Annotated in this window: 20 protein-coding genes; 10 read left to right on the top strand and 10 right to left on the bottom strand. The window is 70.0% G+C overall.

Annotation, left to right across the window (positions count from 1 at the left end; all coding sequences use genetic code 11):
* Positions 1–47 precede the first annotated feature (47 nt).
* Positions 48–863: an MBL fold metallo-hydrolase gene (locus IIE03_RS19835; RefSeq protein ID WP_192864492.1), complete on the top strand. Its 816-nt coding sequence runs from the start codon at positions 48–50 to the stop codon at positions 861–863.
* Between the two features lie 156 nt (positions 864–1,019).
* On the opposite strand, the gene IIE03_RS19830 is transcribed toward IIE03_RS19835, so the two are convergent.
* Together IIE03_RS19830 and IIE03_RS19825 are read right to left on the bottom strand one after the other, a co-directional pair.
* Positions 1,020–1,781: a DUF305 domain-containing protein gene (locus tag IIE03_RS19830; protein ID WP_192864491.1), complete on the bottom strand. Its 762-nt coding sequence runs from the start codon at positions 1,779–1,781 to the stop codon at positions 1,020–1,022.
* Between the two features lie 76 nt (positions 1,782–1,857).
* Positions 1,858–3,339, bottom strand: coding sequence for an LVIVD repeat-containing protein (locus IIE03_RS19825; protein ID WP_318843086.1), 1,482 nt, complete (start codon positions 3,337–3,339; stop codon positions 1,858–1,860).
* Positions 3,340–3,455: 116 nt separating this feature from the next.
* Here IIE03_RS19825 and IIE03_RS26890 point away from each other — a divergent pair, with 116 nt between their 5' ends.
* Positions 3,456–4,226 carry a DUF305 domain-containing protein gene (locus tag IIE03_RS26890; protein WP_192864490.1) on the top strand — a complete coding sequence of 257 codons (771 nt, stop codon included), beginning with the start codon at positions 3,456–3,458 and terminating at the stop codon, positions 4,224–4,226.
* Positions 4,223–4,900 (top strand): RDD family protein, encoded by a 678-nt coding sequence (locus IIE03_RS19815; protein WP_192864489.1) that lies wholly within the window; start codon positions 4,223–4,225, stop codon positions 4,898–4,900. Before IIE03_RS26890 ends, IIE03_RS19815 begins: the two co-directional genes overlap by 4 nt.
* Before the next feature lie 145 nt (positions 4,901–5,045).
* Here IIE03_RS19815 and IIE03_RS19810 read toward each other — a convergent pair whose 3' ends face one another.
* Positions 5,046–5,795 carry a hypothetical protein gene (locus IIE03_RS19810; protein WP_192864488.1) on the bottom strand — a complete coding sequence of 250 codons (750 nt, stop codon included), beginning with the start codon at positions 5,793–5,795 and terminating at the stop codon, positions 5,046–5,048.
* 81 nt (positions 5,796–5,876) lie between these two features.
* Positions 5,877–6,704, bottom strand: coding sequence for a CPBP family intramembrane glutamic endopeptidase (locus tag IIE03_RS19805; RefSeq protein WP_318843085.1), 828 nt, complete (start codon positions 6,702–6,704; stop codon positions 5,877–5,879).
* 184 nt (positions 6,705–6,888) lie between these two features.
* Here IIE03_RS19805 and IIE03_RS19800 point away from each other — a divergent pair, with 184 nt between their 5' ends.
* The 5 genes from IIE03_RS19800 (at position 6,889) to IIE03_RS19780 (ending at position 12,520) form a co-directional block, all read left to right on the top strand.
* Positions 6,889–8,595: a carbon starvation CstA family protein gene (locus IIE03_RS19800; RefSeq protein WP_192864486.1), complete on the top strand. Its 1,707-nt coding sequence runs from the start codon at positions 6,889–6,891 to the stop codon at positions 8,593–8,595.
* Between the two features lie 4 nt (positions 8,596–8,599).
* The gene (locus IIE03_RS19795) at positions 8,600–8,866 is read left to right on the top strand and encodes a cory-CC-star protein (protein WP_192864485.1); all 267 of its coding nucleotides are present in this window, start codon (positions 8,600–8,602) and stop codon (positions 8,864–8,866) included.
* Positions 8,867–8,879: 13 nt separating this feature from the next.
* Positions 8,880–10,043 carry an ArsA family ATPase gene (locus IIE03_RS19790; protein WP_192864484.1) on the top strand — a complete coding sequence of 388 codons (1,164 nt, stop codon included), beginning with the start codon at positions 8,880–8,882 and terminating at the stop codon, positions 10,041–10,043.
* 141 nt (positions 10,044–10,184) lie between these two features.
* Positions 10,185–11,717, top strand: coding sequence for a sensor histidine kinase (locus tag IIE03_RS19785; protein WP_318843084.1), 1,533 nt, complete (start codon positions 10,185–10,187; stop codon positions 11,715–11,717).
* Positions 11,714–12,520, top strand: coding sequence for a response regulator transcription factor (locus IIE03_RS19780; RefSeq protein WP_192864482.1), 807 nt, complete (start codon positions 11,714–11,716; stop codon positions 12,518–12,520). Before IIE03_RS19785 ends, IIE03_RS19780 begins: the two co-directional genes overlap by 4 nt.
* A gap of 161 nt (positions 12,521–12,681) precedes the next feature.
* On the opposite strand, the gene rplI is transcribed toward IIE03_RS19780, so the two are convergent.
* The 5 genes from rplI to IIE03_RS19755 all read right to left on the bottom strand — a co-directional run bounded on the left by rplI (position 12,682) and on the right by IIE03_RS19755 (position 17,272).
* Complete coding sequence (gene rplI / locus IIE03_RS19775) at positions 12,682–13,131, bottom strand: 50S ribosomal protein L9 (protein ID WP_192864481.1); 450 nt, start codon at positions 13,129–13,131, stop codon at positions 12,682–12,684.
* A 17-nt stretch (positions 13,132–13,148) separates the two neighbouring features.
* Positions 13,149–13,385 carry a 30S ribosomal protein S18 gene (gene rpsR, locus IIE03_RS19770; protein WP_123816122.1) on the bottom strand — a complete coding sequence of 79 codons (237 nt, stop codon included), beginning with the start codon at positions 13,383–13,385 and terminating at the stop codon, positions 13,149–13,151.
* A 107-nt stretch (positions 13,386–13,492) separates the two neighbouring features.
* On the bottom strand, positions 13,493–14,041 hold the full coding sequence (locus IIE03_RS19765; protein ID WP_192864480.1) for a single-stranded DNA-binding protein: 549 nt from the start codon (positions 14,039–14,041) through the stop codon (positions 13,493–13,495).
* A 115-nt stretch (positions 14,042–14,156) separates the two neighbouring features.
* The gene (gene rpsF, locus IIE03_RS19760) at positions 14,157–14,447 is read right to left on the bottom strand and encodes a 30S ribosomal protein S6 (protein WP_192864479.1); all 291 of its coding nucleotides are present in this window, start codon (positions 14,445–14,447) and stop codon (positions 14,157–14,159) included.
* A gap of 185 nt (positions 14,448–14,632) precedes the next feature.
* Positions 14,633–17,272 (bottom strand): transglycosylase domain-containing protein, encoded by a 2,640-nt coding sequence (locus IIE03_RS19755; protein ID WP_192864478.1) that lies wholly within the window; start codon positions 17,270–17,272, stop codon positions 14,633–14,635.
* A gap of 327 nt (positions 17,273–17,599) precedes the next feature.
* Between IIE03_RS19755 and IIE03_RS19750 the strand changes: the two genes are divergently transcribed.
* Both IIE03_RS19750 and IIE03_RS19745 read left to right on the top strand, forming a co-directional pair.
* The gene (locus tag IIE03_RS19750; protein ID WP_192864477.1) at positions 17,600–18,319 is read left to right on the top strand and encodes a PadR family transcriptional regulator; all 720 of its coding nucleotides are present in this window, start codon (positions 17,600–17,602) and stop codon (positions 18,317–18,319) included.
* Positions 18,320–18,328: 9 nt separating this feature from the next.
* Positions 18,329–19,423: an inositol-3-phosphate synthase gene (locus IIE03_RS19745; RefSeq protein ID WP_192864476.1), complete on the top strand. Its 1,095-nt coding sequence runs from the start codon at positions 18,329–18,331 to the stop codon at positions 19,421–19,423.
* A 159-nt stretch (positions 19,424–19,582) separates the two neighbouring features.
* Here IIE03_RS19745 and IIE03_RS19740 read toward each other — a convergent pair whose 3' ends face one another.
* Positions 19,583–23,728, bottom strand: coding sequence for a S8 family serine peptidase (locus tag IIE03_RS19740; RefSeq protein WP_192864475.1), 4,146 nt, complete (start codon positions 23,726–23,728; stop codon positions 19,583–19,585).
* Positions 23,729–23,877: the final 149 nt, after the last annotated feature.

The raw sequence follows: 23,877 nt of genomic DNA, 5'->3' as shown, positions 1-23,877 counted from the left end.
CCGACCTTGTTGACCGCAAGCCGTGTCGAGGTCGTAGCGTGGCGAGCATGACCTTCTGGATCTGCAGCACCTGCGGCGTCGAGCACGCCGAGCGCCCCGCCGTCTGCGCGATCTGCGACGACGAACGACAGTGGGTGCCCGCCGACGGGCAGCACTGGACCACCCTCGACGAGCTGGCCGCCGCGGGCGAGCGCATCGAGGTCTTCGAGTTCGAGCCGGACCTGTACGGCCTGCACACCGTCCCCGGCGTCGGCATCGGCCCCACCCCGAAGATCGTCCGCACGCCGGGCGGCAACCTCATGTTCGACGTCCCCGGTTACATCGACGACGACGCCGTCGCAAGGGTCGAAGAGCTCGGCGGGCTGGCGTTCATCGTGGCGAGCCACCCGCACATGTACGGCGTGCAGGTCGAGTGGAGCCGGCGCTTCGGCGGCGTCCCGGTGCTCGTCAGCGAGGCCGACGCCGAATGGGTGGCCCGCCCGGACCCAGCGATCGAGACGTGGAAGGAAGACCGGGAGATCCTGCCCGGCGTGACCCTCACGCAGCCCGGCGGGCACTTCCCCGGCAACGCGGTGGCGTACTGGGCGGCCGGCGCGGAGGGGCGCGGCGTGCTGCTGACCGGCGACACGATCTTCGCCAACCCGGACCGGAAGACGGTCTCGTTCATGCGCAGCTACCCGAACCGGCTCCCGTTGTCGGGGAACGTGGTGCTCCGGATCGCCGACAATGTCAGCCGGTTCGACTTCGACCGGCTCTACAACAACTTCGACGCCGTCATCGACGCTGATGCCCGCGCCGTCGTGCAGCGCTCGGCGGAGCGGCACGCGGCCTGGACGCGGGGGGACTACGACCACCTGACGTGAGTGATGAACGACCTCCACGGCTGCCGAGCAGGGGTTGCTTTGAGGGTTTCGCCGGGAGAGAGATGAGGTTGGCGTCTCTGGCACGAGGTTCGCGCGCATCGCCCGGGAGCGGCCGCCGCGGCGGCCGCTCTGGTCTAGTGCTTCACCGGAGCGATGTCACAGCTCCCCGAGCAGTTCCACCAGGTCCTCCACCTCGGCGCGGATGCGCTGGCGTTCTGCCTTCGCGAGCGCTCTCGCGTCCCGGTCCATGCCGTCGGCGATCACCTCGTCCGCCGGCTGGAGACCTCCGTAGTGGTGCTCGACCAGCGCGCCCAGCAGGGCGGCGTCGAACTCCGCGCCGTTCAGCCGCGCCAACTGCGTGATCTGCTCCGGCGTCAGCATGCCGTGGTCAGTCTCCGTGCCGTGCACGTGGTTCAGCCCGGCCGGCGCCCGAGGGCCGGACCCGTCGCCCCCGCCGTCGTCCCCGGCTCCCTCCAGGCCGCCGGCCTCGACCAGCGCGAGCGCGGTCGTCGCAGAGCCGGGCACGGGCACCATCCGGTCGCGGAGCCAACCGGCCAGGGCGCCGGTCTGCGCGGCCGACGTCGTCCCGATCTCGTGCGCGAACTCCAGGACCCGCGGGTTCTCGCTGCGGTTCGGCGCCAGCGACGCCAGCTCCACGGCCTGGGCGTTGTGCTCGGCCATCACCTGCGCGTACACGCGATCCGCGTCGTTGTAGCCCTCCGCGGCCTGCTGCGCGCGGACCGCGACACCGAGCCAGTACGTGAGGGCCAGGGCGGCGGCGATGCCGCCCGCCAGGATCGCGCCCATCACGCGGAGGCGTTTGCGCAGGCCGTAGCTGCCCGACGGCGGAGCGGGGGGCGCATCGCCACCCGGTGCGCCGTCGTCGGACAGGACATCGGAGGGCGGCACCGGACTCATACCGGGAGAATCCCATACAACGCGGCAGGGCCGCCATCACCGCGAGGTGATGACGGCCCTGCTCGGCGGCTACAGGTCAGAACCTCTGCTGTGCCTGCGGGTTGAGCGACTTCAGGTGCTTCTTCGCCCTCCAGTCGATCGACCGGTCCAGCTTGAACGTGTCGAAGCCGACCGACAGGTCGTTCGAGTAGACGTAGCCGTTGTAGTAGTACGACGACCACGTGCCGCCGCCGCTGAGGCCCGCGCCGCGGTCGAACCACGCGAGCTCCTTAGGGTTCTCGGAGTCCGTGAAGTCGAACACCGAGGTGCCGCCCTGGTACCAGGACTGGACCATGAGGTCCTTGCCCCGGACAGGGATCAGCGACCCGTTGTGCGCCACGCAGTTCTCGTCCTCGGTGTTGACGCGCGGGATCTTGTAGTACGACTTGAAGACGAGCTCCTTGCCCCAGCGCCACTTCTTGCCCTTGCCCTCGCCGTGGTGCCAGGTGCGCTCGATGTCGTAGATGCCGTTCGCGCCCTGCTCGGGCCGGAACTCGTCGGTGCAGGTCGCGAGACCGCCACCACCGAGCTCGTCCGTGAAGACGACCTTGGTGCCGTCGTTGTTGAACGTTGCAGAGTGCCAGAACGCGAAGTTCTCGGTGTCCCGCACGCTGCTGATGACCTTGGGCTCCTCGCGGTCGGAGATGTCCAGGAGGATGCCGTCACCCATGCAGGCGCCGGCCGCGAGGTCGAGCTGCACGTAGGTGGTGATGTCGTGGCATCCCGACGTCGAGTAGTAGCTGTCCGGGCCTGACGGGGACTCGTAGCCACCGTCCGGGAACAGCACCGGCTCCGCCACGACCTCGGCCGCCTCCAGGTTGCGGGTCGGGATCTTGATGACCGAGATCAGGTCGTGCGGCGGCTGGCAGTTGGCGAGCTGGTCGCTCGGGAAGTACGACGAGACGTAGACGTACAGGTCCTTGCCGCGCTTCGTCGGCGCCAGGGAGTGGGTGTGCGAACCGCAGTCCGTCGCCACCGACTTCACGTACTCGGGGTTCAGCGGATCCGAGATGTCCCAGATCTTGATGCCCTCCCAGTAGTTCTCCGGGTCGGACGTCGCCTGACTGTTGCACGAGTCGTCGGTGCGACGCGAGTCGGTGGACAGCACCAGGATGTCCTTGTACACCGAGACGTCGTTCTGGCCGCCCGGGCAGTACACCTGGAGGGCCTGCACCGGCTCGGCGGGGTTCGACAGGTCGTAGACGGTGAAGCCGTCGTAGTTGCCGGCGAACGCGTACTTGCCCTGGAACGCGATGTCGGAGCCGGTGCTCTGGATCGAACCGTTCTTCGGGACGTTGCTGGTGTGCTCCATGTTGAAGCTCGCCACCTCGCCCGGCTGGACGTCGGGGTCGGCGACCGCCTGAGACGTCGTGGACGTCACGGCCGAGCCGGCTCCGTCGCCGGGTTCGGCCGAGGCCATCGGTGCCACCGTCGCCACGGCCGTGGCCGCCAGGGTGAGCGACAGAGCGGCTCCGGCGGCGCCCCTCAGGTGGGATCTCTTCAGGGTTGATCGACGCACGTGCGCCACACCTCCTTGTTAGGGTCGTTTGCGAGTCTTACGCTCTCCCAAGGTTTCGTCCAGCATTTTCGGACATTTTTTACTTGTCGGTGACACGATCGCGAGATGATCTTCCGGTGACTCGAAGCAGCGTGAACAGTTCCCCGGTTCAGGATGCCGCGTCCGCGCCCGAGATTCGCGGACGACGGCGGTCGTGGTGGCGCCGGGCCGGCGGGGCGGGCCTCCTCGTGGTGGCGCTGACGCTGCCCGCCGCCTGCACCCCCGAGACCGATGACCCGGAAGCGGTGTCGACGCCGTCGTCGGTCGTCCTGAAGCCCGGCAAGCCGGGTGAGCCCGCCGAGACGGTCGCACCCGAGGACTTCGACGGCGTCCCGACCGAGGACCAGTGGAACGAGGCGGACGCCGAGTTCATGACCGGGATGATCTACCACCACGACCAGGCGGTCGTGATGACCTCGTGGGTCCCGGAGCAGGCGGCGTCGGAGCAGCTCAAGAAGTTCGCCGACCGGATGTACCACACCCAGAGGGCCGAGATCGGGCTGATGACGGACTGGCTGACCGAGCGCAAGCAGCCCGTGCCGGTGGTCGCGGAGAACGAGGACGGCACGGGTCCGCGCGCCCCGGAGGGCTCGCACGATCACGAGACGGTGCTCCAGCCCGGCATGCTGACCGACGCCGAGATGGCCGAGCTGGAGGCCGCGTCCGGCGAAGAGTTCGACCGCCTCTTCCTCGAGGGCATGATCAAGCACCACAAGGGCGCGATCTCGATGTGCTCGGACGTCGCCGGAGCGGGCATCGACCAGTCGATCCAGCAACTGGCGGCCAACATCGGCGTCGACCAGGCGGCGGAGATCGACCGCATGGAGGACATGCTGGCGGAACTGTGAGCGGGCCCTACCCGGACGGTGACCTCGCGCGGTCCGACGTCGCCGGGTCCGGCTATGCGGTATGGCCGCAGCGCGTCATCGCCGCGGTTCTCGACGACGCGATCCTGGCCGGGGCCACGTGGCTGGCGCTCGGTACGGGATTCGTCCAGCCCACCCTCACGCCGTCTTTCATGCCGGACGGCGACGGCTGGCCGGGGAGTCCGCTGGTCCTGGTGCCGATCGGCGTCCTCGTGCTCCTCCTGGTGATGCAGGGCGCGACCGGGTGGACACCCGGCAAACTGGTGGTCGGCATCCGGCTGGTGAGCGAGCGGTCCTCACGTCCGGCCGGCGTCTGGACCGTGTTCGCGCGCTGTGCCCTGCACCTGCTCGACGCCGTCCTGCTCATCGGATACCTGCGGCCGGTGTGGCACCCGATGCGGCAGACGTTCGCGGACAGCATCGTGCGCACGGTGGTGGTTCCGGCGATTCCCGACCTGCCGCGGCGGACGGGGACGCGGTGTCCCGGTCGTGGGACATCGGCACGGGCGGGGCAGAGGGTTCGTCGGCCCCCGAGGCGTACCACACCCGGCAGATCTCGCCGGCCGGCGACGTCCACGACGCCGTGGTCGAGGTCACGGAGCCCGACGCCGCGGTCGCCGGACTGGGGACTCGCCTTCTGGTCCACGTGCGGCTGATCGCCGACGGAGAGCCCGTCGCGGAGTGCGAAACCTCAGTGAGCTACGGCCGCGGGTGACGAGTCGCGGCGGCCTCATGGAGCCGGGCGACAGAGCGCGGCGTGATGCCGGCCACGACCACATCATTTTGGCGATCACGCCGCGATCAGACATGGCGCATCTGGTCCTGCAGCCACGCCAAGAGCATGCGCACCGCGTCGGCCGACGGGAGGCCGGTCTCGGTGTCAGGCAGGGAGTCGGCGTCCGACGCGAGCCAGGTCTCGACGATGTACACCGTCGACCCCTCGGTGGTCGCGGCAAGGAACGGCTCGTCGCCCTGGCCGAGGGAGACGATCCCCGTCCCGAGCTCGTCCCGCCTCATGTCGGCGCAGCCCACGATCGCCGCCCAAGCAGGTGAGGCCCAGGATTCCGACGGGTACTCGTACTCGACCGCGATCGCTCGCCAGTGGAAGGTCGCACCGCCCTCGGTGTAACCGTCGAAGCTCTCCGAGAGAATGCGCCGTGCGCCCGAGGCGATCTCCTGCTCGAAGAACGCCTCGGAGTCGCGCCAGAGATGGATCCCCTCGACGTCGTCATAGGGGCCGGACACCGGCCGGCACGGTTCGACGACCGCTTCTGCCGGCTCCGCATCGCAGCTCCCGCTCCCGGCCTCGATGAGAACCTCGAGCTGCCGGTGCGTGACATCGACCCCATCGATCGGCAGCGCCTCGTTCACCTCCCATGCGGCGAGGCCGGGAGCTTCGGCCATCACCCAGCACGGATCCGGCGGAGAGGGCGACGGCGTCACCCGCGGCATGGGCTCGGCCCGCTCGGACAGGCCGTGGACGGTGCACCCGCCGACGACGGCAACGGCCAGGGCGACGGCAGCGGCAACGGCGAGGGGGCGTGGGCCCACGGGCGCTCCTTGACGGGATCGATGGACGGGGCTCGGCGGCTTCGTGTGCTCGGGGCGGACGGCGTCGGCTGCGGGCCGGTTCTACGGCGCCGTGACAAAGATGTCGAACAGCTCCGGGTGGTGGCCGTGGACCAGGACCGCGAAGACGACGGCGTCGAACAGCAGATGGACCGTCACGACGTACGGCAGCGACTTGAACTTCGCGAAGATCCAGCCCTGGACCAGCGCGAACGGGATGGTCAGCAGCGGACCCCACTCCCGGTAGCCGAGTTCCCACAGGAACGACACGAAGATCATCGACTGCAGCACGTTCGCGTGCCACACGGGGAAGTGCCGGCACAGCAGGGCGAAGCAGATGCAGATGAAGAACAGCTCGTCCCAGATCCCGACGGCGTTCACCCCGATGAACAGGCGCCAGATGTCCTGGTCTCCCTCGAGGTCCGGCCAGTTGAGGTAGGCCCCCGACCCCAGGAAGTAGGGCGGCAGGATCAGGTACCCCACCACGACGACGATCGCGAGGTATGCCCACTGCCCGCGGCTCCAGCGCTGCCCGGTCGCCACGGGGAATTTCACGGCGTCGTGGCCCACCACGTACCGGGCGAGCAGCCACGGCACGAGCACCGCGCCGCCCAGCGCCAGGGTGAACTGCAGCATCCTGTAGTTCGACAGCTCCGCGGCCAGAGAGATCGTCGAGATGATCCCGAGCCCGACGGCGATCAGAGCCAGGTCTTTCCCGAGCGCCCGGTCGATCCACAGGCCCAGGGCGACGCCCAGCACGAGCGGTACGTACGCGATTGGCCGGATGTGCACGGCGAAGAGCAGGATCGCGGACGAACAGACCAGCAACGCCGCGGCATAACGCAGCACGGTAGGGGTCACGGTCCGGGTGGGAGCGGCGTCGGTCGTCACGGTGAGCAAACTACCGCGTGACTCGGCGATGTCCGACGACCAGCCGGAATCCACTGTGTGGAAAACCATGAACCCGGAACATGCCGTGCCGTCGTACAGTTCGTGATCGGTAACGTTTGATCCAAGCTCGGGTGCAGCGTCGCGGCCGGGCGTCGGATGTCAACGACGACAGATCGGAGCAACAGTGAACTCCCTCCTCCTGGCGGTGATCGGGATCGCCATGGTGCTCGGAGGCTACTTCCTCTACTCGAAGTACCTCGCGAGCCGCGTCTACCGGCTGGACCCCGAGTACGCCACTCCCGCCCACACGATGAACGACGGCGTGGACTACGTCCCGACCAACAAGTTCGTGCTGTGGGGCCACCACTTCACATCCGTCGCCGGCGCCGCGCCGATCGTCGGCCCCGCCGTGGCGGTGATCTGGGGCTGGCTGCCGGCGTTCCTGTGGGTCACGATCGGGACCGTCTTCTTCGCCGGCATGCACGACATGGGGGCCCTGTGGGCCTCGGCCCGCAACCGCGGCCAGTCGATGGGCATGCTGTCGGGCCGCTACATCGGCGCCCGCGGTCGATCGCTGTTCCTGGTGGTCATCTTCCTGCTGCTGCTCATGGTGAACGCCGCGTTCGCGACCGTCATCAAGAACCTCCTCATCGCCACCCCCACAGCGGTCATCCCGACCTGGGGCGCGATTCTGGTCGCGATCGTGGTGGGCCAGATGATCTACCGCTGGCGCATGAACCTCGCGCTGACCACCGTGCTCGGCGTCGTCGCGCTGTACGCGCTGATCCTGCTGGGCGACGCCGTCCCGGTCGTGCTGCCGGAGGACTCCGCGGCGCCGTTCTGGCTGACGCTGCTGTTCCTGTACGCCGGAGTGGCCTCGCTCCTGCCGGTGCACGTGCTGCTGCAGCCGCGGGACTACATCAACGGCGTCCAGCTCTTCATCGCCCTCGGCATCCTGTACGGCGCGGTCCTCCTCGCGAGCCCCGCCGTCGTCGCGCCGGCGTTCAACCAGAACCTGCCCGAGGGCACCCCGAGCCTCGTCCCGCTGCTGTTCGTCACCATCGCCTGCGGCGCGATCTCCGGCTTCCACGGCATGGTGTCGTCCGGCACGTCCGCCAAGCAGCTGGACAAGGAGACGGACGCGCGCTTCGTCGGCTACTTCGGCGCCGTCGGCGAGGGCCTGCTCGCGCTCGGCTCGATCATCGCCGCCACCGCGGGCTTCGCGACCATCGCCAACTGGGAGGAGGTGTACTCGGCGTTCGGCAACGGCGGCGTGGGCGCCTTCGTCTCGGGCGGCGCCACCATTGTCAACGCGGGTCTCGGCATCCCCGACGGCCTCTCGGCCACGATCCTCGCGACCACCGCGATCCTGTTCGCCGCGACCACCATGGACACCGGCGTGCGCCTCTCCCGCTTCGTGGTGCAGGAGGCGGGCGACCTCATGGGCCTGCGCGTCAACAAGATCGTCGGCACGCTCGTCGCCGTCGGCGTCGCGATGGGCATCACGTTCAGCATGGGCGCCGGAGGCGAGGGCGGCCTGCAGGTCATCTGGCCGCTGTTCGGCACGACGAACCAGCTGCTCGCGTCGCTCACCCTCGCGGTGGTGGCCGTGATCCTGCTGCGGCGCAAGCGGAACGCGCTCCCGGCACTGGTGCCGCTGGTGTTCGTGCTGATCATGTCCGTGTACGCGCTGATCGTGCAGCTCGGCACGTTCGCCACGAACGGTCAGTGGCTGCAGCTCGTGCTCGACGTGATCATCCTCGTCGCATCCCTGTGGGTCGCCTTCGAGGCCGCGATCGCCATGGTGAAGGCCTGGCGCGGGCCCGAGATCACCGAGGAGGCCGAGACCGCGGCAGCGCCGTCGTCGTCCGCAAGCGGCGTGGAGGACTGACGCGATGAGCGCGGTGCGGCGGTGGTGGCGCGGCGTCTCGGACGGCCTCCGGGAGTTCTACGTCGCGCCCTACCGCCGCACCTTCGCGCGGGCCCGGCGCGAGGAGGACGACCTGTTCACCCTCATCGTGCTGTCGGAGGCACTCGGGGTGCCCAACCCGGCGTCGTACTACACGATCGAGCTGCTGCCGCTCGTCCACGAGCGGGTCCACGAGTGGCACACGCGCATGGGGATGGACCGCTCGCCGCTGGAGAACGTGTCGTGCTGCTGAGGGGAGACCGGGCATGACGGGACGGGCCGACGACGGTCACGGGTCGCCCGTCGGCCGTGGCACGAGCAGGGATCGGTGGCCAGATGGCGGCAGTGCTGGCGGTCTGCTCAGCGGGCCGGGCGGGGACGCCCTGCGGGAGGTCGCCTCGCGGGTGCGCGTGCTGTTCGCGGGCGGCAAGGGCGGTGTCGGGAAGACGACGGTGGCGTCGGCACTTGCGCTTGCCCAGGCCCGCGCGGGGAGGCGGGTGCTGCTGGTGTCGACCGACCCGGCCCACAACCTGGGCCACCTGTGGGGCCGTCCCATGTCGGACAACCCCACCCGCCTGACGGCCACCGCCCCCGGCCATGCCGCCGCTGGTGGCGCGGGCAACGATGCCCGGGGCGGCCACGGTGGCGGGGCCGGGTGTGTCGACGGGGTCGAGATCGATCCTGCGCGGACGATCGACGAGCACCTGCGACAGGTCGGGGACACGCTCCGGCGCCTGATGCCGGAGCGGCTGTCCGGGGAGGTCGCGCGGCACCTGGAGCTGGCCCGCGATGCGCCCGGCACGCACGAGGCCGCCGTCCTGGAGCGCATCGCCGACGCCGTCGAGACCGGTCTCGCCGAGTACGACCTCGTCGTCTTCGACACCGCGCCCTCCGGCCACACGGCCCGCCTCATGGCGCTGCCCGAGACGATGTCCGCCTGGACCGAGGGCCTGCTGCGCAGGCAGGAGCGATCCGCGCGGTTCGGGGCCGCGCTCCGCGGCCTGACGCGGGACGACGACGGAGCGGGCGAGCTCGTCGGCCGGCGGGACCCACGCGCCGAGCGGGACGGCGAGATCCGGCGGGTGCTGCTGCGCCGCCGGACCCGGTTCGAACGGTTGCGCGAGGTGCTGACCGACCCGGCGACGACGTCGTTCGTCCTGGTCCTGGCGGCCGAGCGGCTTCCCGTGCTGGAGACGATCGAGCTGCACGAGCAGCTGGTGAAGCTCGGGGTCGACGTCGGCGCGCTGGTGGTGAACAAGCGCTCGCCGGCGGGCGCGGGCGGCCTGCTGGACGCCCGGCGCACGCGGGAGGGGGAGCACCTGCGGACGCTGGACGACGCCCTCCCGGGCGTCCCTCGCACGGAGGCAGACCTCCTCCCGGACGACGTCGTCGGCGAGGCGGCCCTGGCGCGCTTCGCCGGGCTCGGGTAGGCGGGCGGAGTGCGTGGTCGGTCGGCAGGGGGATGGTCGGCCCCTCGGGCGGCCGACCATCCCACAACCGACCGACCACGCGGCCACGCTCCGTCGGCAGGGGGAGGCCGCGGCCGTCGTCGGACATCTAGGGTGGGATCCGTGAACACCCTCGCCCGACTCGCACGATGGTTCGGCGTCGACGCCGACTGGGAGCACGTACCCGAGGACCCGCGGCGCGCCTACCGGAACGACCTCGTCGTCGGCGCGTGCATCGTCGTGCTCACCGTCGCGGCGACCGAGCTGGGGCGCAGCGCCGGGATGTTCGCGATGGGCGACAAACCCGACACCCCCGAGTGGCTCCCCCACCTCCTCGCCGGGGTGACGGCGGTCCCGCTGGCGTGGCGGCGCCGGTTCCCGATCGCCACGATGCTCGCCGTCTACGCGCTGTTCCTCGGCACGGGGCTGTTCAACGGCGCGGTGACCCAGGTCGCAACGCTTCAGGTCACCTACTTCATGGCGCTGTACTCGGGCGTGGCGTGGGCCCGGGACCGCCGGGGGATGCTGATCGCGGTCGGTGTCGTGCTGCTGACGATGTTCGGCTGGATCGCGGTACAGCTCTCCGACGCGGCCGTGCGCGACGAGTTCCTGGCGGAGCTGGGGGGCGAGAGTCCCGGCCTGATGCCCCCGTGGGTCGCGCTCACGCTCTACCAGCTCCTCGTGAACGTCGCGTACTTCGGCGGCGCGATCGTCCTGGGCCAGCTGTCGTGGCACGGCGCCGCGCGGCGCCGCCAGGTCGCCGAGCAGACTGCCACGATCGAACGACAGGCACAGGAGCTCCGGGATCACGCGGTCCTGGAGGAGCGGCTGCGGATCGCGCGCGAGCTGCACGACGTCGTCGCGCACCACGTCTCCGTGATCGGCGTCCAGGCCGCCGCGGCCCGGCGGGTGCTCACCAAGAATCCGGCGAAGGCCACCGAGGCCCTGAGCGTGATCGAGAGATCGTCCCGGGAGGGCGTCGAGCAGATGCGCGGGCTCGTCGGGACGCTGCGGCAGGTGGACGGGACGCGGCCCGGCGACACGGCGCCGGTGGATTCCGCCAGCACCGCGAACCTTGCGGGCATCGCCGGTCTCGCCGAGGACGCCACCGACGGCCTGACCTGCAGCTACTGGCTGGTCGAGGAGCCGCCCGGGGCATCCGCGAGCGTCCCCGGACCGATCGGCGCGGCGCTGTACCGCACCACTCAGGAGGCGCTGAACAACGTACGGAAGCACTCCACCGCGCGCGGCGCGTCGGTCACGCTCCGCGTCGACGGGCGCGGGGACTCCGCGATGGCACACGGCTGGGCCGAGGTCGAGGTGCTCGACGACGGCCACCCGCTCCCCGGCACGTCGGGGAGCGGCCTCGGGCTCGTAGGAATCCGCGAACGTGCCGCGGCGCACGACGGCAAGGTCGAAGCGGGCCCGCGCGCGACCGTGGGATTCCGCGTCCGGGTCCGGCTCCCGCTGCCCGACGGCGGACCGCTGGGCGAGCACTCGGAGGACCTCGGACGAGCGGGACAGCCCGAGCACGCCGACGCCGGCCGGTCCGGCGCCGTTTCGGCCGGACGCACCCGGCGCGCCGGACGCGCCGTGCCCTCCGCCGTCCAGGCCGAGGAAGGCCCCACCGTCGAGGCCGAAGGAGGCCGTCCATGATCCGCGTCCTGCTCGTGGACGATCAGCAACTCGTCCGGTCCGGCTTCGCACTCATCCTCTCGGTGGAGGACGACATCGAGGTGGTCGGCGAGGCCGCCGACGGCGCCGAGGCCGTGCGCCTCGCCCGGGAACTGCGGCCCGACGTCGCCCTCATGGACGTGCAGATGCCCGTCATGGACGGGATCGAGGCCACACGCCGCTTCGTGGCGGACGACCTCGCGAAGGTGCTCGTCCTGACCACCTTCGACAACGACGAGTACGTCTTCCAGGCCCTGTCGGCCGGCGCGAGCGGGTTCCTCCTGAAGAACTCCGACGCGGAGCGCATGGTCGAGGCCGTCCGCACCGTCGCGGCGGGTCACGCGCTCCTCGCGCCGGAGATCACCCGGCGGGTGATCCGGCAGATGGTCGACGGCGGAGGTGGTACGGGTGCCGGCGCGCTGCCGTCGTCGAACGGGGTGGCGACGCGGACCGGGGCATCGGCGAGGAGCGGGACGTCCGCGCCGGGTGGCACGTCCGCTCCCGGGACGACGCCCGGCGGGGCGGCGATCCCGGACGGACCGGTGGCGTCGGAGGGGACGCCCCCGTCGGACGCCGCCGCGGACGGGGCGCTGGCCACGCTCACCCCGCGCGAGCGGGAGGTCCTCGAGCTGGTCGGCACGGGCCTGTCGAACAGCGAGATCGCCGAGCACCTCTGGCTGGGCGAGGCGACGGTGAAGACCCACGTCTCCAACCTGCTGTCCAAGCTCCACCTGCGGGACCGTGTCCAGGCGGTGGTGCTGGCACATCGGCACGGGCTGGTCTGAGAGCCAGGTGTCACCGATCGTTGACACGGTCCAGGATGTCAATGATCGCTGACATCGGGGGTCTGGCGACGGGTGCGGTAGCCGACCGGCGGTGTCGCACACGCGAAAGGGCCCCGGATCCTCTGCGGATCCGGAGCCCTTCGGCGTTGTTGTGGGCTAGGTCAGCCCGCGACGACCTTGACGTTGATCTTGGCGGACACCTCAGGGTGCAGGCGGATCGACACGGTGTAGTCGCCCGTGGACTTGATCGGCTGACCGATCTCGATCTTGCGCTTGTCCACGGCCTTGCCGCCCTCGGCGGCCACGGCGGACGCGATCTCCGCGGTCGTGACGGCGCCGAACAGGCGACCACCCGGGCCGGCCTTCGCCGAAACCGTCACCGGCTTCGCGGCGATCGAGTCGGCCAGGGCCTTCGCCTCGTCGAGCGTGGCGATCTCGCGCGCCTTGCGGGCGCGGCGGATCGCGGTCACGTCCTTCTCGGCGCCCTTGGTCCACGGCGTGGCCAGCGAACGCGGGATGAGGAAGTTCCGGGCGTACCCGTCCTTCACCTCGACCACGTCGCCGGGCTCACCCAGGCCGGTCACCTCGTGGGTCAGGATCAGCTTTGCCATGATTCTCGATCCCTTCCTCAGCGAGCCGTCGACGTGTACGGCAGCAGGGCCATCTCGCGGGCGTTCTTCACGGCCTTCGCGATCTGACGCTGCTCCTGCACGGTCACGCCGGTGACGCGACGGGCACGGATCTTGCCGCGGTCCGAGATGAACTTACGCAGCAGAGCGGTGTCCTTGTAGTCGATGTTGTCGATCTTCGCGGACTTGAGCGGATTGGCCTTCTTCTTGGGCTTGCGCACCACAGGCTTCGCCATGGTGTTGCTCCTTCTTCAGGTGCGGGCCGCGCCCCGGCCGACCGGTGCGCGCCGCGCACTGGCCGTGCCACCGGGCACGACAAGATGTTGTCTGGGTTGGGTGCCGGTCAGAAGGGCGGGTCCTCCGAGAACCCGCCGCCGGACGACGCGGGGCCTGCCGTGGCCCACGGGTCCGACTGCTGACCACCACCGGACGAGCTGAAGCCTCCGCCGGAACCTCCGCCGAAGCCGCCAGAGTTCTGGCCGCCCCCGCCGAAGTCCCCGCCGCCTCCGAAGCCGCCGCCACCGGACCGCTGGGCCCGGGTGACCTTGGCCGTGGCGCGCCGCAGGGACGGACCGATCTCGTCCACCTGCAGCTCGACGACGGTGCGCTTCTCCCCCTCGCGGGTCTCGTACGAGCGCTGCACCAGCCGGCCCTGCGCGATGACGCGCACGCCCTTGGTCAGCGACTCGGCGACGTTCTCCGCGGCTTCCCGCCACAGCGAGCAGCGCATGAACAGGGTCTCCCCGTCCTTCCACTCGTTGCTCTGGCGGTCGAAGATGCGCGGCGTGGAAGCGATCGTGAAGTTGGCCACTGCCGCACCCGACGGGGTGAAGCGCAGCTCCGGGTCACCGGTCAGGTTCCCCACCACTGTGATGACGGTCTCGCCAGCCATTACCAAGTTCCTCGATTCGTCTCGACGCCGTTCTCATGCCGCATCCCATCACGAGACACTGACATTCGCGCATCCGGCGACAGTGCCACGAGGGGACCTCAGCTCAGCAGTTGGTTCAGCGGGCGTCCGTGCGCAGGATCTTGGTGCGCAGCACGGCCTCGTTCAGACCGAGCTGGCGGTCCAGCTCCTTCGCGGTGTCCGGCGTCGACGTGAAATCGATGACGGCGTAGATGCCCTCGGACTTCTTCGAGATGTCGAACGCCAGGCGGCGACGACCCCAGATGTCCATCTTGTCGACGGTGCCGCCATCGGTCTTCACGACCGTGAGCAGCTTCTCGAGCGACGGCTGAACGGTGCGCTCCTCGACCTCCGGGTCCAGGATCACCATCAGTTCGTACTGACGCATGTCGATACCCACCTCCTCTGGTCTCAGCGGTCACGGTCGTTCCGTGACAGGAGGGTTCTCACGTCGCCGTGCCCGGCAACACCGAGCACAGCAAGGGCCGAGTCTACCGCGCCACCCCGCCTCGGCCGAAGCCGGGACGGGGTGGCGCGGATCACCGGCAGCGGCCGGCCGAGTCCGGCGCGCCCTCAGCCTTCGGATCCGTTCCCGTTCCTGTTGCCGCCGCCCGGTCCTGGTTCCTCGGTCGCTCCGCCGGTGGGCTCGCCGGTGGGGTCGTCACACGGCTGGTTCTGGAAGACGCCGCATGTCGCACCGTCGGACGGATCGGACAGCGAGCCGTCGGAGACCCAGATCGTCACCGTCGATCCCCGTTGCGCCTGAATTCCTGGTCCGGGATCCTGCTGGATCACGGTGCCCTCGGGCTCCGTGTGCGCCTGCCTCTCGACGTTCACGTCGAAGCCCGAACTTCGGAGGGTGCTGTTCGCTTCCTGCTCGCTCAGCGTGACGACGCTCGGCACCGCCACCATGTCCTGTCCCGGGCCCTTGGAGATCTGGACCACGATCGTCGAGGGAACGGGAACCTCCTGGCCCTCGTTCTGGACGGCGATGACCGTGCCCGGCGGGAGCTCGCTGTCGATCTCCTGCGGCTGCGCATTGAGCCCCACCGACGTGAGCGCGTTACGGGCGTCCTCCCAGCCGCGGCCGACGAGTCCGGTCGGAACCATGACCGTCTCCGGCTGGTCGGTGGGCGTCGGGGAGTGCGATGGCTCCGGCTCCTCGTACTCGTACTCGGGGAACTGCTCGACCGGCATCCCCTCGGTCGCCCTGACCATGAACGACGTCCACGCCTGCACAGGCCACGTGCCACCGGTCATCTGGGTGAACCCGCCGAACGGTGTGATCTGCTGGAACTCGCCCTTGCCGTCGCGCCCCGCAGGATCGTACTGGTAGGTGTTGACCACCGTGACGAGCTGCGGCGTGAAGCCGGCGAACCACGCCGCGTAGTTGTCGTTCGACGTGCCGGTCTTCCCCGCGAGGGGCCGGTCCGGGATGTACTGCCGGGCGTAGTGGCCGGAGCCGTTCTCGTCGTCGATCACCTGGGACATGGCGTACGTCGCGCCCGCCATGATCTCCTTGTCGAACACCCGCTCCTCGGTGACCTCCGACTGGTAGACCACCTCGCCCGTGTCCGGGTTGACGACCTTGTCGACCAGGTGCGGCGTGGTCCGCACCCCCTGGTTCGCGATCGTCGCGTACGCGCGCGCCAGGTCGACCGTGTAGACGTAGGACGTGCCGAGCACGTTCGACATCTGGCTCGTCGTCTCACCGGGGTTCTCGGGGTTCTTCCGGTACGCGATCGAGCCTTCGACGTCGAGGCCGAGCTTCTTCGCGACCTCCTGCGTCGCCTGGGGCGTGACCTCGTTGTTGAGCTGGACGTACACGGTGTTGACCGAGTTCGCCGTAGCCTCGACCAGGTCGATGTTCCCGAAGTCCTTGTTGTCGAAGTTGGTCACCTCGGCCGGCTCCTCGAGCCCGGTGTCGGGGTTCTTCTTCGTGTAGTAGTCGAACGTCTGCGGCTCGTCACCGTTGAACTGCGTGCCGAGCGAGATCCCCTGGTCCAGGGCCGCGATCAGCGTGAACGGCTTGTTGGTCGAGCCGCCCTGCTGCCAGTTGTCCGTCGCGGCGTTCAGGTCGTACTCGGGCTTGGACTTGTCGGGTCCGCCGTACATCGCGCGGATGGCACCGGTCTTCGGATCGATCGAGACGAGCGCGGACCTCGTCAGGGGGGTGTTGGCGTCCTTGGGCAGCTTGGCGGTCTCGTTCGCCGCCTTCTGCAGCTTCTTGTCGATCGTGGTGTGCACCACGAGCCCGTCCTGGTACAGGTCCTTCAGGTTGAACCCGTTGGCCTGCAGCTCGCGCTCGACCTCCTTGAGGATGTAACCCTTCGGCCCCGAATACGCCGAGGACTGCCGGTGCTTCTGCGGCTTCGGGAATCCTTCCGCGACGGCCTTGTCGTACTGCTCGTCGTCGATGTATTCGTCCTCGTGCATGAAGTAGAGCGTGCGCTCCCAGCGGTTCTCGGCCCAGGCACGGCCCCAGTCGGTGTCGTCGTAGGCGTTCGGGGACGGGATGATCCCGGCGAGGAACGCCGCCTCCGACGGGGTGAGGTTCTTGGCGTCCTTCCCGTAGTAGGCCTGCGCCGCCGTCTGGATGCCGTACGCGCTCCGGCCGAGGTAGATCCGGTTCAGGTACTCCCCGAGGATCTCCTCCGGAGGGTAGGTCTCCGGATCCTGCCGGATCTTCATCGCCAAGATCATCTCTTCGAACTTGTCGACGTACGTGGGATTCGGATTCCAGCTCGTGTAGGCCTGTTCGACATACTGCTGCGTCAGCGTGGACCCTCCACCGACGCCGGTGATCGCGGCCCGGGCGATGCCGCTCGGGCTGATACCCAGGTTGTTCTCGGCGTAGAAGCCGCGGTCCTCGGAGGCCACCGCCGCGTTCGCGACCCAGATCGGCAGCTCCTCCACGGTGACGATCTTGCGGTCCTCGTCCCCACGGAACTCCCCGAGCTTGCCCCCGTCCCCGGCGTACCGGACGGTGGTGGTCTCCATGTTGTCGAGCTCGGCCGGGATGGTGATGCTCGTCCAGGCGGCCATCAGCACGCCGGCCACGACCGACGCGCCGGCCAGCATCGTGCCGACGATGAAACGCCATGACGGCAGCCACGCCTTCCAGCCCGTGCGGTACGGCCGTGGGTAATTCCAGAAGGTGGTACGCGCACGCGGGCGGAACGGCGGGATCTGCGGGGCACTCCAAGTAGCCACGTCCTGCCTCTTCCTCTCGTTCGGTGGGGGTCGGTGCCCGAACGGGGTCTGGGGACCCACAGGGTCCGAGGCACATCGAACCACCGGACACAATAGAGGTACGGCCTCGGCGTCCTGCAACGATGTGGGGGGAATCCCACGCAGAGCGACGCAGTTCCCCCACGGCTCGCGCAGCCCTCGTCCCGCGCCTTCACCGGTTCATCACATTTGGGCGCCCATCCGTTGCGACCGACGACACCGCGTGCCTATCCTCGCGATGTATCGACTCGATAGGTCGAATGCAACCAACGGACGATGAACATCGCGTGACGAGGAGGCCCGTCGGGTATGCGTAGCCGCACGGAGGTGCTGGAGATCGCCGTGCTCGGTCTCCTGAACGAGGCGCCGCTGCACGGTTACGAACTGCGCAAGCGACTCAGCCTGGCGCTGGGCACGTTCCGCGCCCTGTCGTACGGAAGCTTGTATCCCGCGCTGCGGAAGCTCGTGCAACGCGGACTGATCACCGCGGTGGAAGGCGACCAGCGGTCATCGTCGGACACGTCGCACCCGACGCGGCAGGCCTCCGCGAGGTCGGGCGCGGCGCGGTCGGCAGCCACGCGATCCGCGTCCACGCGGTCGACGTCGGCCCGGTCGGCGTCGTCCCGTCCGGCCAAGCTCGGGCGGCGTGGCCGCATCGTCTACGAGCTCACCGCCGACGGCAAAGAACACCTGCACACCCTCCTGACCAGCGCCGGGCCCGCGGCCTGGGAGGACGAGAACTTCGACGTGCGGTTCTCCCTGTTCGGGCAGACCGACGCCGAGACACGCCTGCGCATCCTCGAAGGACGCCGCACCCGCCTCGCCGAGCAACTCGAGGCGGTCCGCGACGCCGCGGCGCTCCTCCGGAACCGCGCCGACGAATACACGCGCGAACTCCAGCGTTTCGGGCAGGAGAAGGTGGAGCACGAGGTCGACTGGATCGACCGGCTGATCCGCACCGAGCGCGGCCGGGTCGACGCCGCGAGCGGTGTCCGTCCCCAAGACCCCAGGGAACACACCTCAGAGTAAGGAGCGAGGATGACTTCCATCCGCGTCGCGGTCGTCGGCGTAGGGAACTGTGCGTCGTCACTGATCCAGGGCGTGCACTACTACAAGGACGCCGATCCGCAGGACAAGGTCCCGGGCCTCATGCACGTCCGGCTCGGCGACTACCACGTACGCGACCTCGAGTTCGTGGCGGCGTTCGACGTCGACGCGAAGAAGGTGGGCTTCGATCTCGCCGAGGCGATCACCGCGTCGGAGAACAACACGATCAAGATCGCCGACGTTCCGCCTCTCGGGGTCACCGTGCAGCGCGGTCCGACCCTGGACGGCCTCGGCACCTACTACCGGAACACCATCGACGAGGCCGACAGCGAGCCGGTCGACGTCGTCGCCGCACTCCGCGAGGCCGAGGTGGACGTGCTCGTGTCCTACCTGCCGGTGGGTTCCGAGGAGGCGGACAAGTTCTACGCGCAGTGCGCTATCGACGCCGGCGTCGCCTTCGTCAACGCGCTGCCGGTGTTCATCGCCTCCGACCCGGAGTGGGCCGCGAAGTTCGAGGCGGCGGGCGTGCCGATCGTCGGGGACGACATCAAGTCGCAGGTGGGCGCCACCATCACGCACCGCGTGCTGGCGAAGCTGTTCGAGGACCGCGGCGTCGTCCTGGACCGCACCTACCAGCTCAACGTGGGTGGCAACATGGACTTCAAGAACATGCTGCAGCGTGAGCGGCTGGAGTCGAAGAAGGTCTCCAAGACCCAGTCGGTCACGTCCAACCTGTCCGAGGGGCCGCTCGCCGGCGTGAAGGACGACCGCAACGTGCACATCGGGCCGTCGGACTACGTCGCCTGGCTCGACGACCGCAAGTGGGCCTACGTGCGCCTGGAGGGCCGGGCGTTCGGCGAGGTCCCGCTGAACATGGAGTACAAGCTCGAGGTGTGGGACTCGCCGAACTCGGCGGGCATCATCATCGACGCGGTGCGGTGCGCGAAGATCGCACAGGACCGTGGCCAGGGCGGCCCGGTGCACCCGGCGTCGACCTACTTCATGAAGTCCCCGCCCGAGCAGCGCGAGGACACCGAGGGCCGCGCCCGCCTGGAGGCCTGGATCCGCGGGGAGGAGCCGGCCTGACGGCCCGCGGCATCCGGCCGGCCGCCGCCGGTCACGGCCGGCGAGGACGATCGGTCCTTCTGTGAGTGATCGACTGTTCGATCTACCGATCACTCACAGAAGGACCGACCACGGCGCTGGTCGGTCAACCGACGACCGACCAGCGGACGCGCCCGGCTGTCAGCCGCAGTACTCCGTGAGGGTGAAGTCGTGGACCACCGTCCTGCCCTTGATGATCCGGACGTTCGACTTCATCTCCGGCGGATAGCCGTCCGCCGAGCTCAGCAGCGTGAGCTTGTTGTTCGACACCCCCATCCAGCGTGCGTAGCCGCCGTCGGGTCCGGTCACGAGCGTGACGTCGTACTCCGAGCCGTCGAGCTTCACGAACGCGCCCTCGAGCGGCGCCGGATCGCCCTCACAGGGCTGACCCGTCACGGTGCCGGCGATCTTGCCCCAGTTTTTCGGGGGTTTCACCGACATGGACACGGTCGCGCGCGGCGCCCGGTACGGCGTCGACCCGTTGACGACGACGGCGGACTCGTACGTGCCCGGCTGGTCGACCCGGCTGCTGTCCATCGCGACGTGCACGGTGGCAGACTCGCCGGGCTCCAGCGAGAACACGGGCGGCTGCACGTCGAGCCACGGCACGTCCACCGAGGTCTCACCGGTCACATTGATGACCGCGTGCATGTCGGGGAAGCCGAGGTCGGCCACCTCCGCCGGCTCGGGGTTCCCGCACGGCTCGCTCGCGAGGTAGGTCGGAGCGGTCTCCGGCTCCGCGTTGGAGCCGACGAAGAAGAACGACCCGTCCGGTGAGGCCACCTCGACCACGAGCGTGCTGCCCGCGGGCGCGGTCCCCTCGACCGGGACGTCCACGAGCGTGAGGTCAGCGTTCTCCAGCGTCGTCGTCGCCGACCCGAGGGGCTCCATGTTCTCGTAGAGCAGGTCGCCGTCCAGTGTGTACAGGTTGACGGTCACCTCGGTCCCCGGATCCGCGGCCTCGACGCCGAACGACACGTTCGTCACGGCGAACTCCCCGCCGATGCCGAAGTCCTCCAGTGTGAAGGTGCGCAGCACCTGTGTCGCCGCGCCCACGCACGCCACCGAGTTGCCCGGCACGATCTCCTGCGAGCTGGAGTGCGTGATCGTGGTGCCCTCGTCCACGAGCAGCGACGGCGTCGGGGCCGGCGTGACCGCCTTCCCGGGCCGCCCGTGCGGCGCGTAACGCTCGGACGCCGGGTCGGGCCGCGCCGTGCCCGCCGTCGCCGTCCGGTCCGCCGTCCTCGTGTCCGACGACGGAGCGGGCGCGGTCGCGACCTCGGTCGCCTCGCGCTCGACCCCCTTGATGACGCCGCCCGGGGTGCCGGTCGACAGGATCTCGAAGTCCGACGACCCCGGGTACACCTCGACCTCGGCGGGCGCCGTGCCCTCGTTCGTCACGGTGAACCGGCCGGAGCGACTCCCGCCGAGCACCGTCTCGGCGGACACCCGGTCCGGAGTCACGGCGAGCCGCGGCGCGGCGAGGACGACGTCATGCCGGGTGATCGCGTCCGCGGAGACCCGCACCCCGGACTCGTCGGTGACGTACCCCTTGCCCACCACGGAGACCGTGCGCTCCCCCGCGGGCACGAACAGCGAGTAGTAGCCCGGTCGCACGTGGGTGTTGGCCGGGTCCGTCGTCCGCACGCCGTCGTCCGGGAACTCGGTGTCGGACACGGTCGCGCCGACCACGCCGTCCCCCGTGTTCAGGTCGGTGACGTGGCCGGACACGAGGCCGCCCTCGACGGGGAGGCATTCGCCGAAGCCGACGTTGTCGATCTGCCACCAGAAGCCGAAGAAGGCGTCGCCGAGGTGGAAGCGGACGAGCGCGTCGTCCTCCCCGCCCGCGGCCGACAGGTCCACCCGCATCGGGCCCTGGGCGGGCGCCGTCTGGTGCAGGACCGTCTCCCAGGTCTCGCCGCCGTCGACGGACAGGTCGACGTCGGCGTACTCCCCGAGGGTGTCGAAGGCCTGGTCGAACGTCAGCGCGGGTGCCGACAGCCCGGAGAAGTCCAGCGGTGCCGTCGTCAGGGTCGTGTCCTGGTGTCCCTCGGGGCCGTAGGCGTCGCTGTTCACCTCCGCGAACAGACCCTCGCCGCCGGTCATGTTGCCGTAGCCGAAGGCGTCGTCGAACGTCCACACCTCGCCCGTACCGGCGAGGTCCTCCACGCTCCAGCCCTCGGGCACCTCGCCGGACTCGAACTCCTCCACGGGGATGCCGGCGCCTCCGAACTCGTATCCGGGTGCGACGCAGGCCGCGGTCACCTGCGCGGCGACATCGTGCACGACGGGCTCGGCCGGCACCTCGACGGCCTCGCGTGACGTCGCGTAACCCTCGGTCATGGGCTCGGCGACGACCGTGTGCGTCGCGTTCGCCGGGACCTCCAGCGTGTACTCGCCGGTGAACGGGTCGGTCCAGGTGGAGTAGCTCGCGGGGCCCTCGGCGATCCGCACCTTCGCTCCGAGCGGCCAGCCGTGTCCGGACCCGTCCGTGACGGTGCCCGTCACGGTGGTCATGGGCGCGCGCTCGAGGACGAAGTCCGCCGCGGCGGTCCCGCCGTCGGACACCTCGACGCCCTCGACGATTCCGGCGACGAAGCCGAAGGCCTCGACGCGGACGTCGTACGTGCCGGCGGGCAGCAGGATGCGGAACGCGCCGGAGGCGTCGGTGCCGGTGGAGCGCTCGCCCACGGTGACGGTGGCGCCGTCGACGGGCTCGCCGTCGGCGTCGGTCACGGATCCGGCGATGTAGCCGCGCTCCTCCTCGCCCGCCGCCTCGACGAGGGCGAGGACATCGAGGTCGCCCTCGCCGTACACGTTGTTGTTCTCCGGGGTGCCGCCGCACTCGTCGTCGGCGTGGTCGACGGCGGAGGTGTTCAGCAGGTCCTGCGTGGCGGGGATGTCGCCGACGAGGCTGGGCACGGCCGACCACAGCACCGCCACCGCACCGGTGACGTGCGGCGCCGCCATCGACGTGCCCGACGCCACCTCGTAGTCGCCGCCGGGGACCGAGGAGCGGACCTCCTCACCGGGCGCCGCGATGTTCGGCTGGATGACGCCGTCCTCGCCGGGGCCCCGCGAGGAGAACGCGGCGATCTCGCCCTCCGAGGTCGTGGCGCCCACGGAGTACGTCGCGGCATTGGCCCCGGGGGAGGACGTGCTCTGGCAGCCGGCCTCGCCCGCGTTACCCGCGGCCCACACGCCGAAGATGCCCGCGGCCTCCCAGGCGGCGACCTCGTCGGCGAAGAAATCGTTGATGTCTCCCGGTAGCTGGGAACCCCAGGAGTTGTTCACGACGTGCGGCCGCAGCGCCGGGTTCGGCTGGCTGCCGTCCGCGCGGGTGGGCGCGAGGATCCACTGGCCGGACGCCAGCAGATCGGCGTCCGAGCAGCTGTCGCAGCCGTTGGCCGCGATCCACTCCGCACCGGGCGCGACGCCGATCTGGTTCTCGCCGCCGTCGTCGCCCACCATCGTGCCCATCACGTGGGTCCCGTGGCCGGCCCGGTCGCACGGCTCGCCGCCGCAGCCGCCGGACGCGTCGAACCAGTTGTAGTCGTGTTCGACGCTGCCGTCGTCGGCCACGCCCCGGTAGTGGGTCGCGAGCGCCGGGTGCTCCAGGTCGGCGCCGGAGTCGACGGTCGCCACCGTGATGCCCTCGCCCGTGTGGCCGAGGTCCCAGGCGGCGGGGGCGTTGACCGCCTCGACGCCCCACTCGACGGCGGCCACCTCGACGTCGCCGGCGGGCCGCTGCTCCACGGGCTCGATGGGCTCCACGGCGACGCGCTCGTGGACCCGGGTGACCTCGGGTTCGGCGGCGAGGCGCGTGGCGAGCTCCAGGTCGCCGTCGGTCACGAGGATGGAGTTGTTGATCCAGTAGCTCTCGTGGTCCGCACCGGCCGCACGCAGCTCCGCGACGACGTCGGCCTGTGACTCCTTCGCGGCCGCGGTCAGTTCGTCGTAGACGTACCGGCCGCGCTCGCCCCAGTCGGCGATGGTCGTCGCCCGCTCGAGGTCGGCGGTCTGTTCGAAGCGGATCCAGAAGTCGCCGGACTTGCCGGTTCCGAGGCGGGCCCGGAGTGTCTCGGTGAGCTTCTTCTTCCCGGCCGCCGAGGAACCGGCCGGGTCGTCGGTGGTTCGATCTGCGGTCATCGTGCTGGCAGTGCTCGGCAGCCCGGCCTGCTGGCCGGCGAGGGCCGGTGCGGCACTCACCGCCGAGGCGGCCACGAAGGAGAGGGCCGTCGCGACAGCGACGGCGGCTCTCCTTCCGGGCATGGTGCGACGTCGCATGGAGCCTCCTGCGATCTGGCGCCCGCGGATCGCGGACGCGTCGGTGACCGTCGGATAACGGTTGGGTCACACCGTGACCCAGTTCCGGGCGACCGGCAAGGAAAGTCGGCTCCCTGTGGATTAATCTTCACATAAGACACAAATAGGGC

It is taken from the genome of Myceligenerans pegani (assembly GCF_014892515.1).
Lineage (GTDB): Bacteria > Actinomycetota > Actinomycetes > Actinomycetales > Cellulomonadaceae > Myceligenerans > Myceligenerans pegani.
The sequence above is the reverse complement of the archived record's forward strand: the minus strand, read 5'-3'. Positions and strand labels throughout refer to the sequence as shown.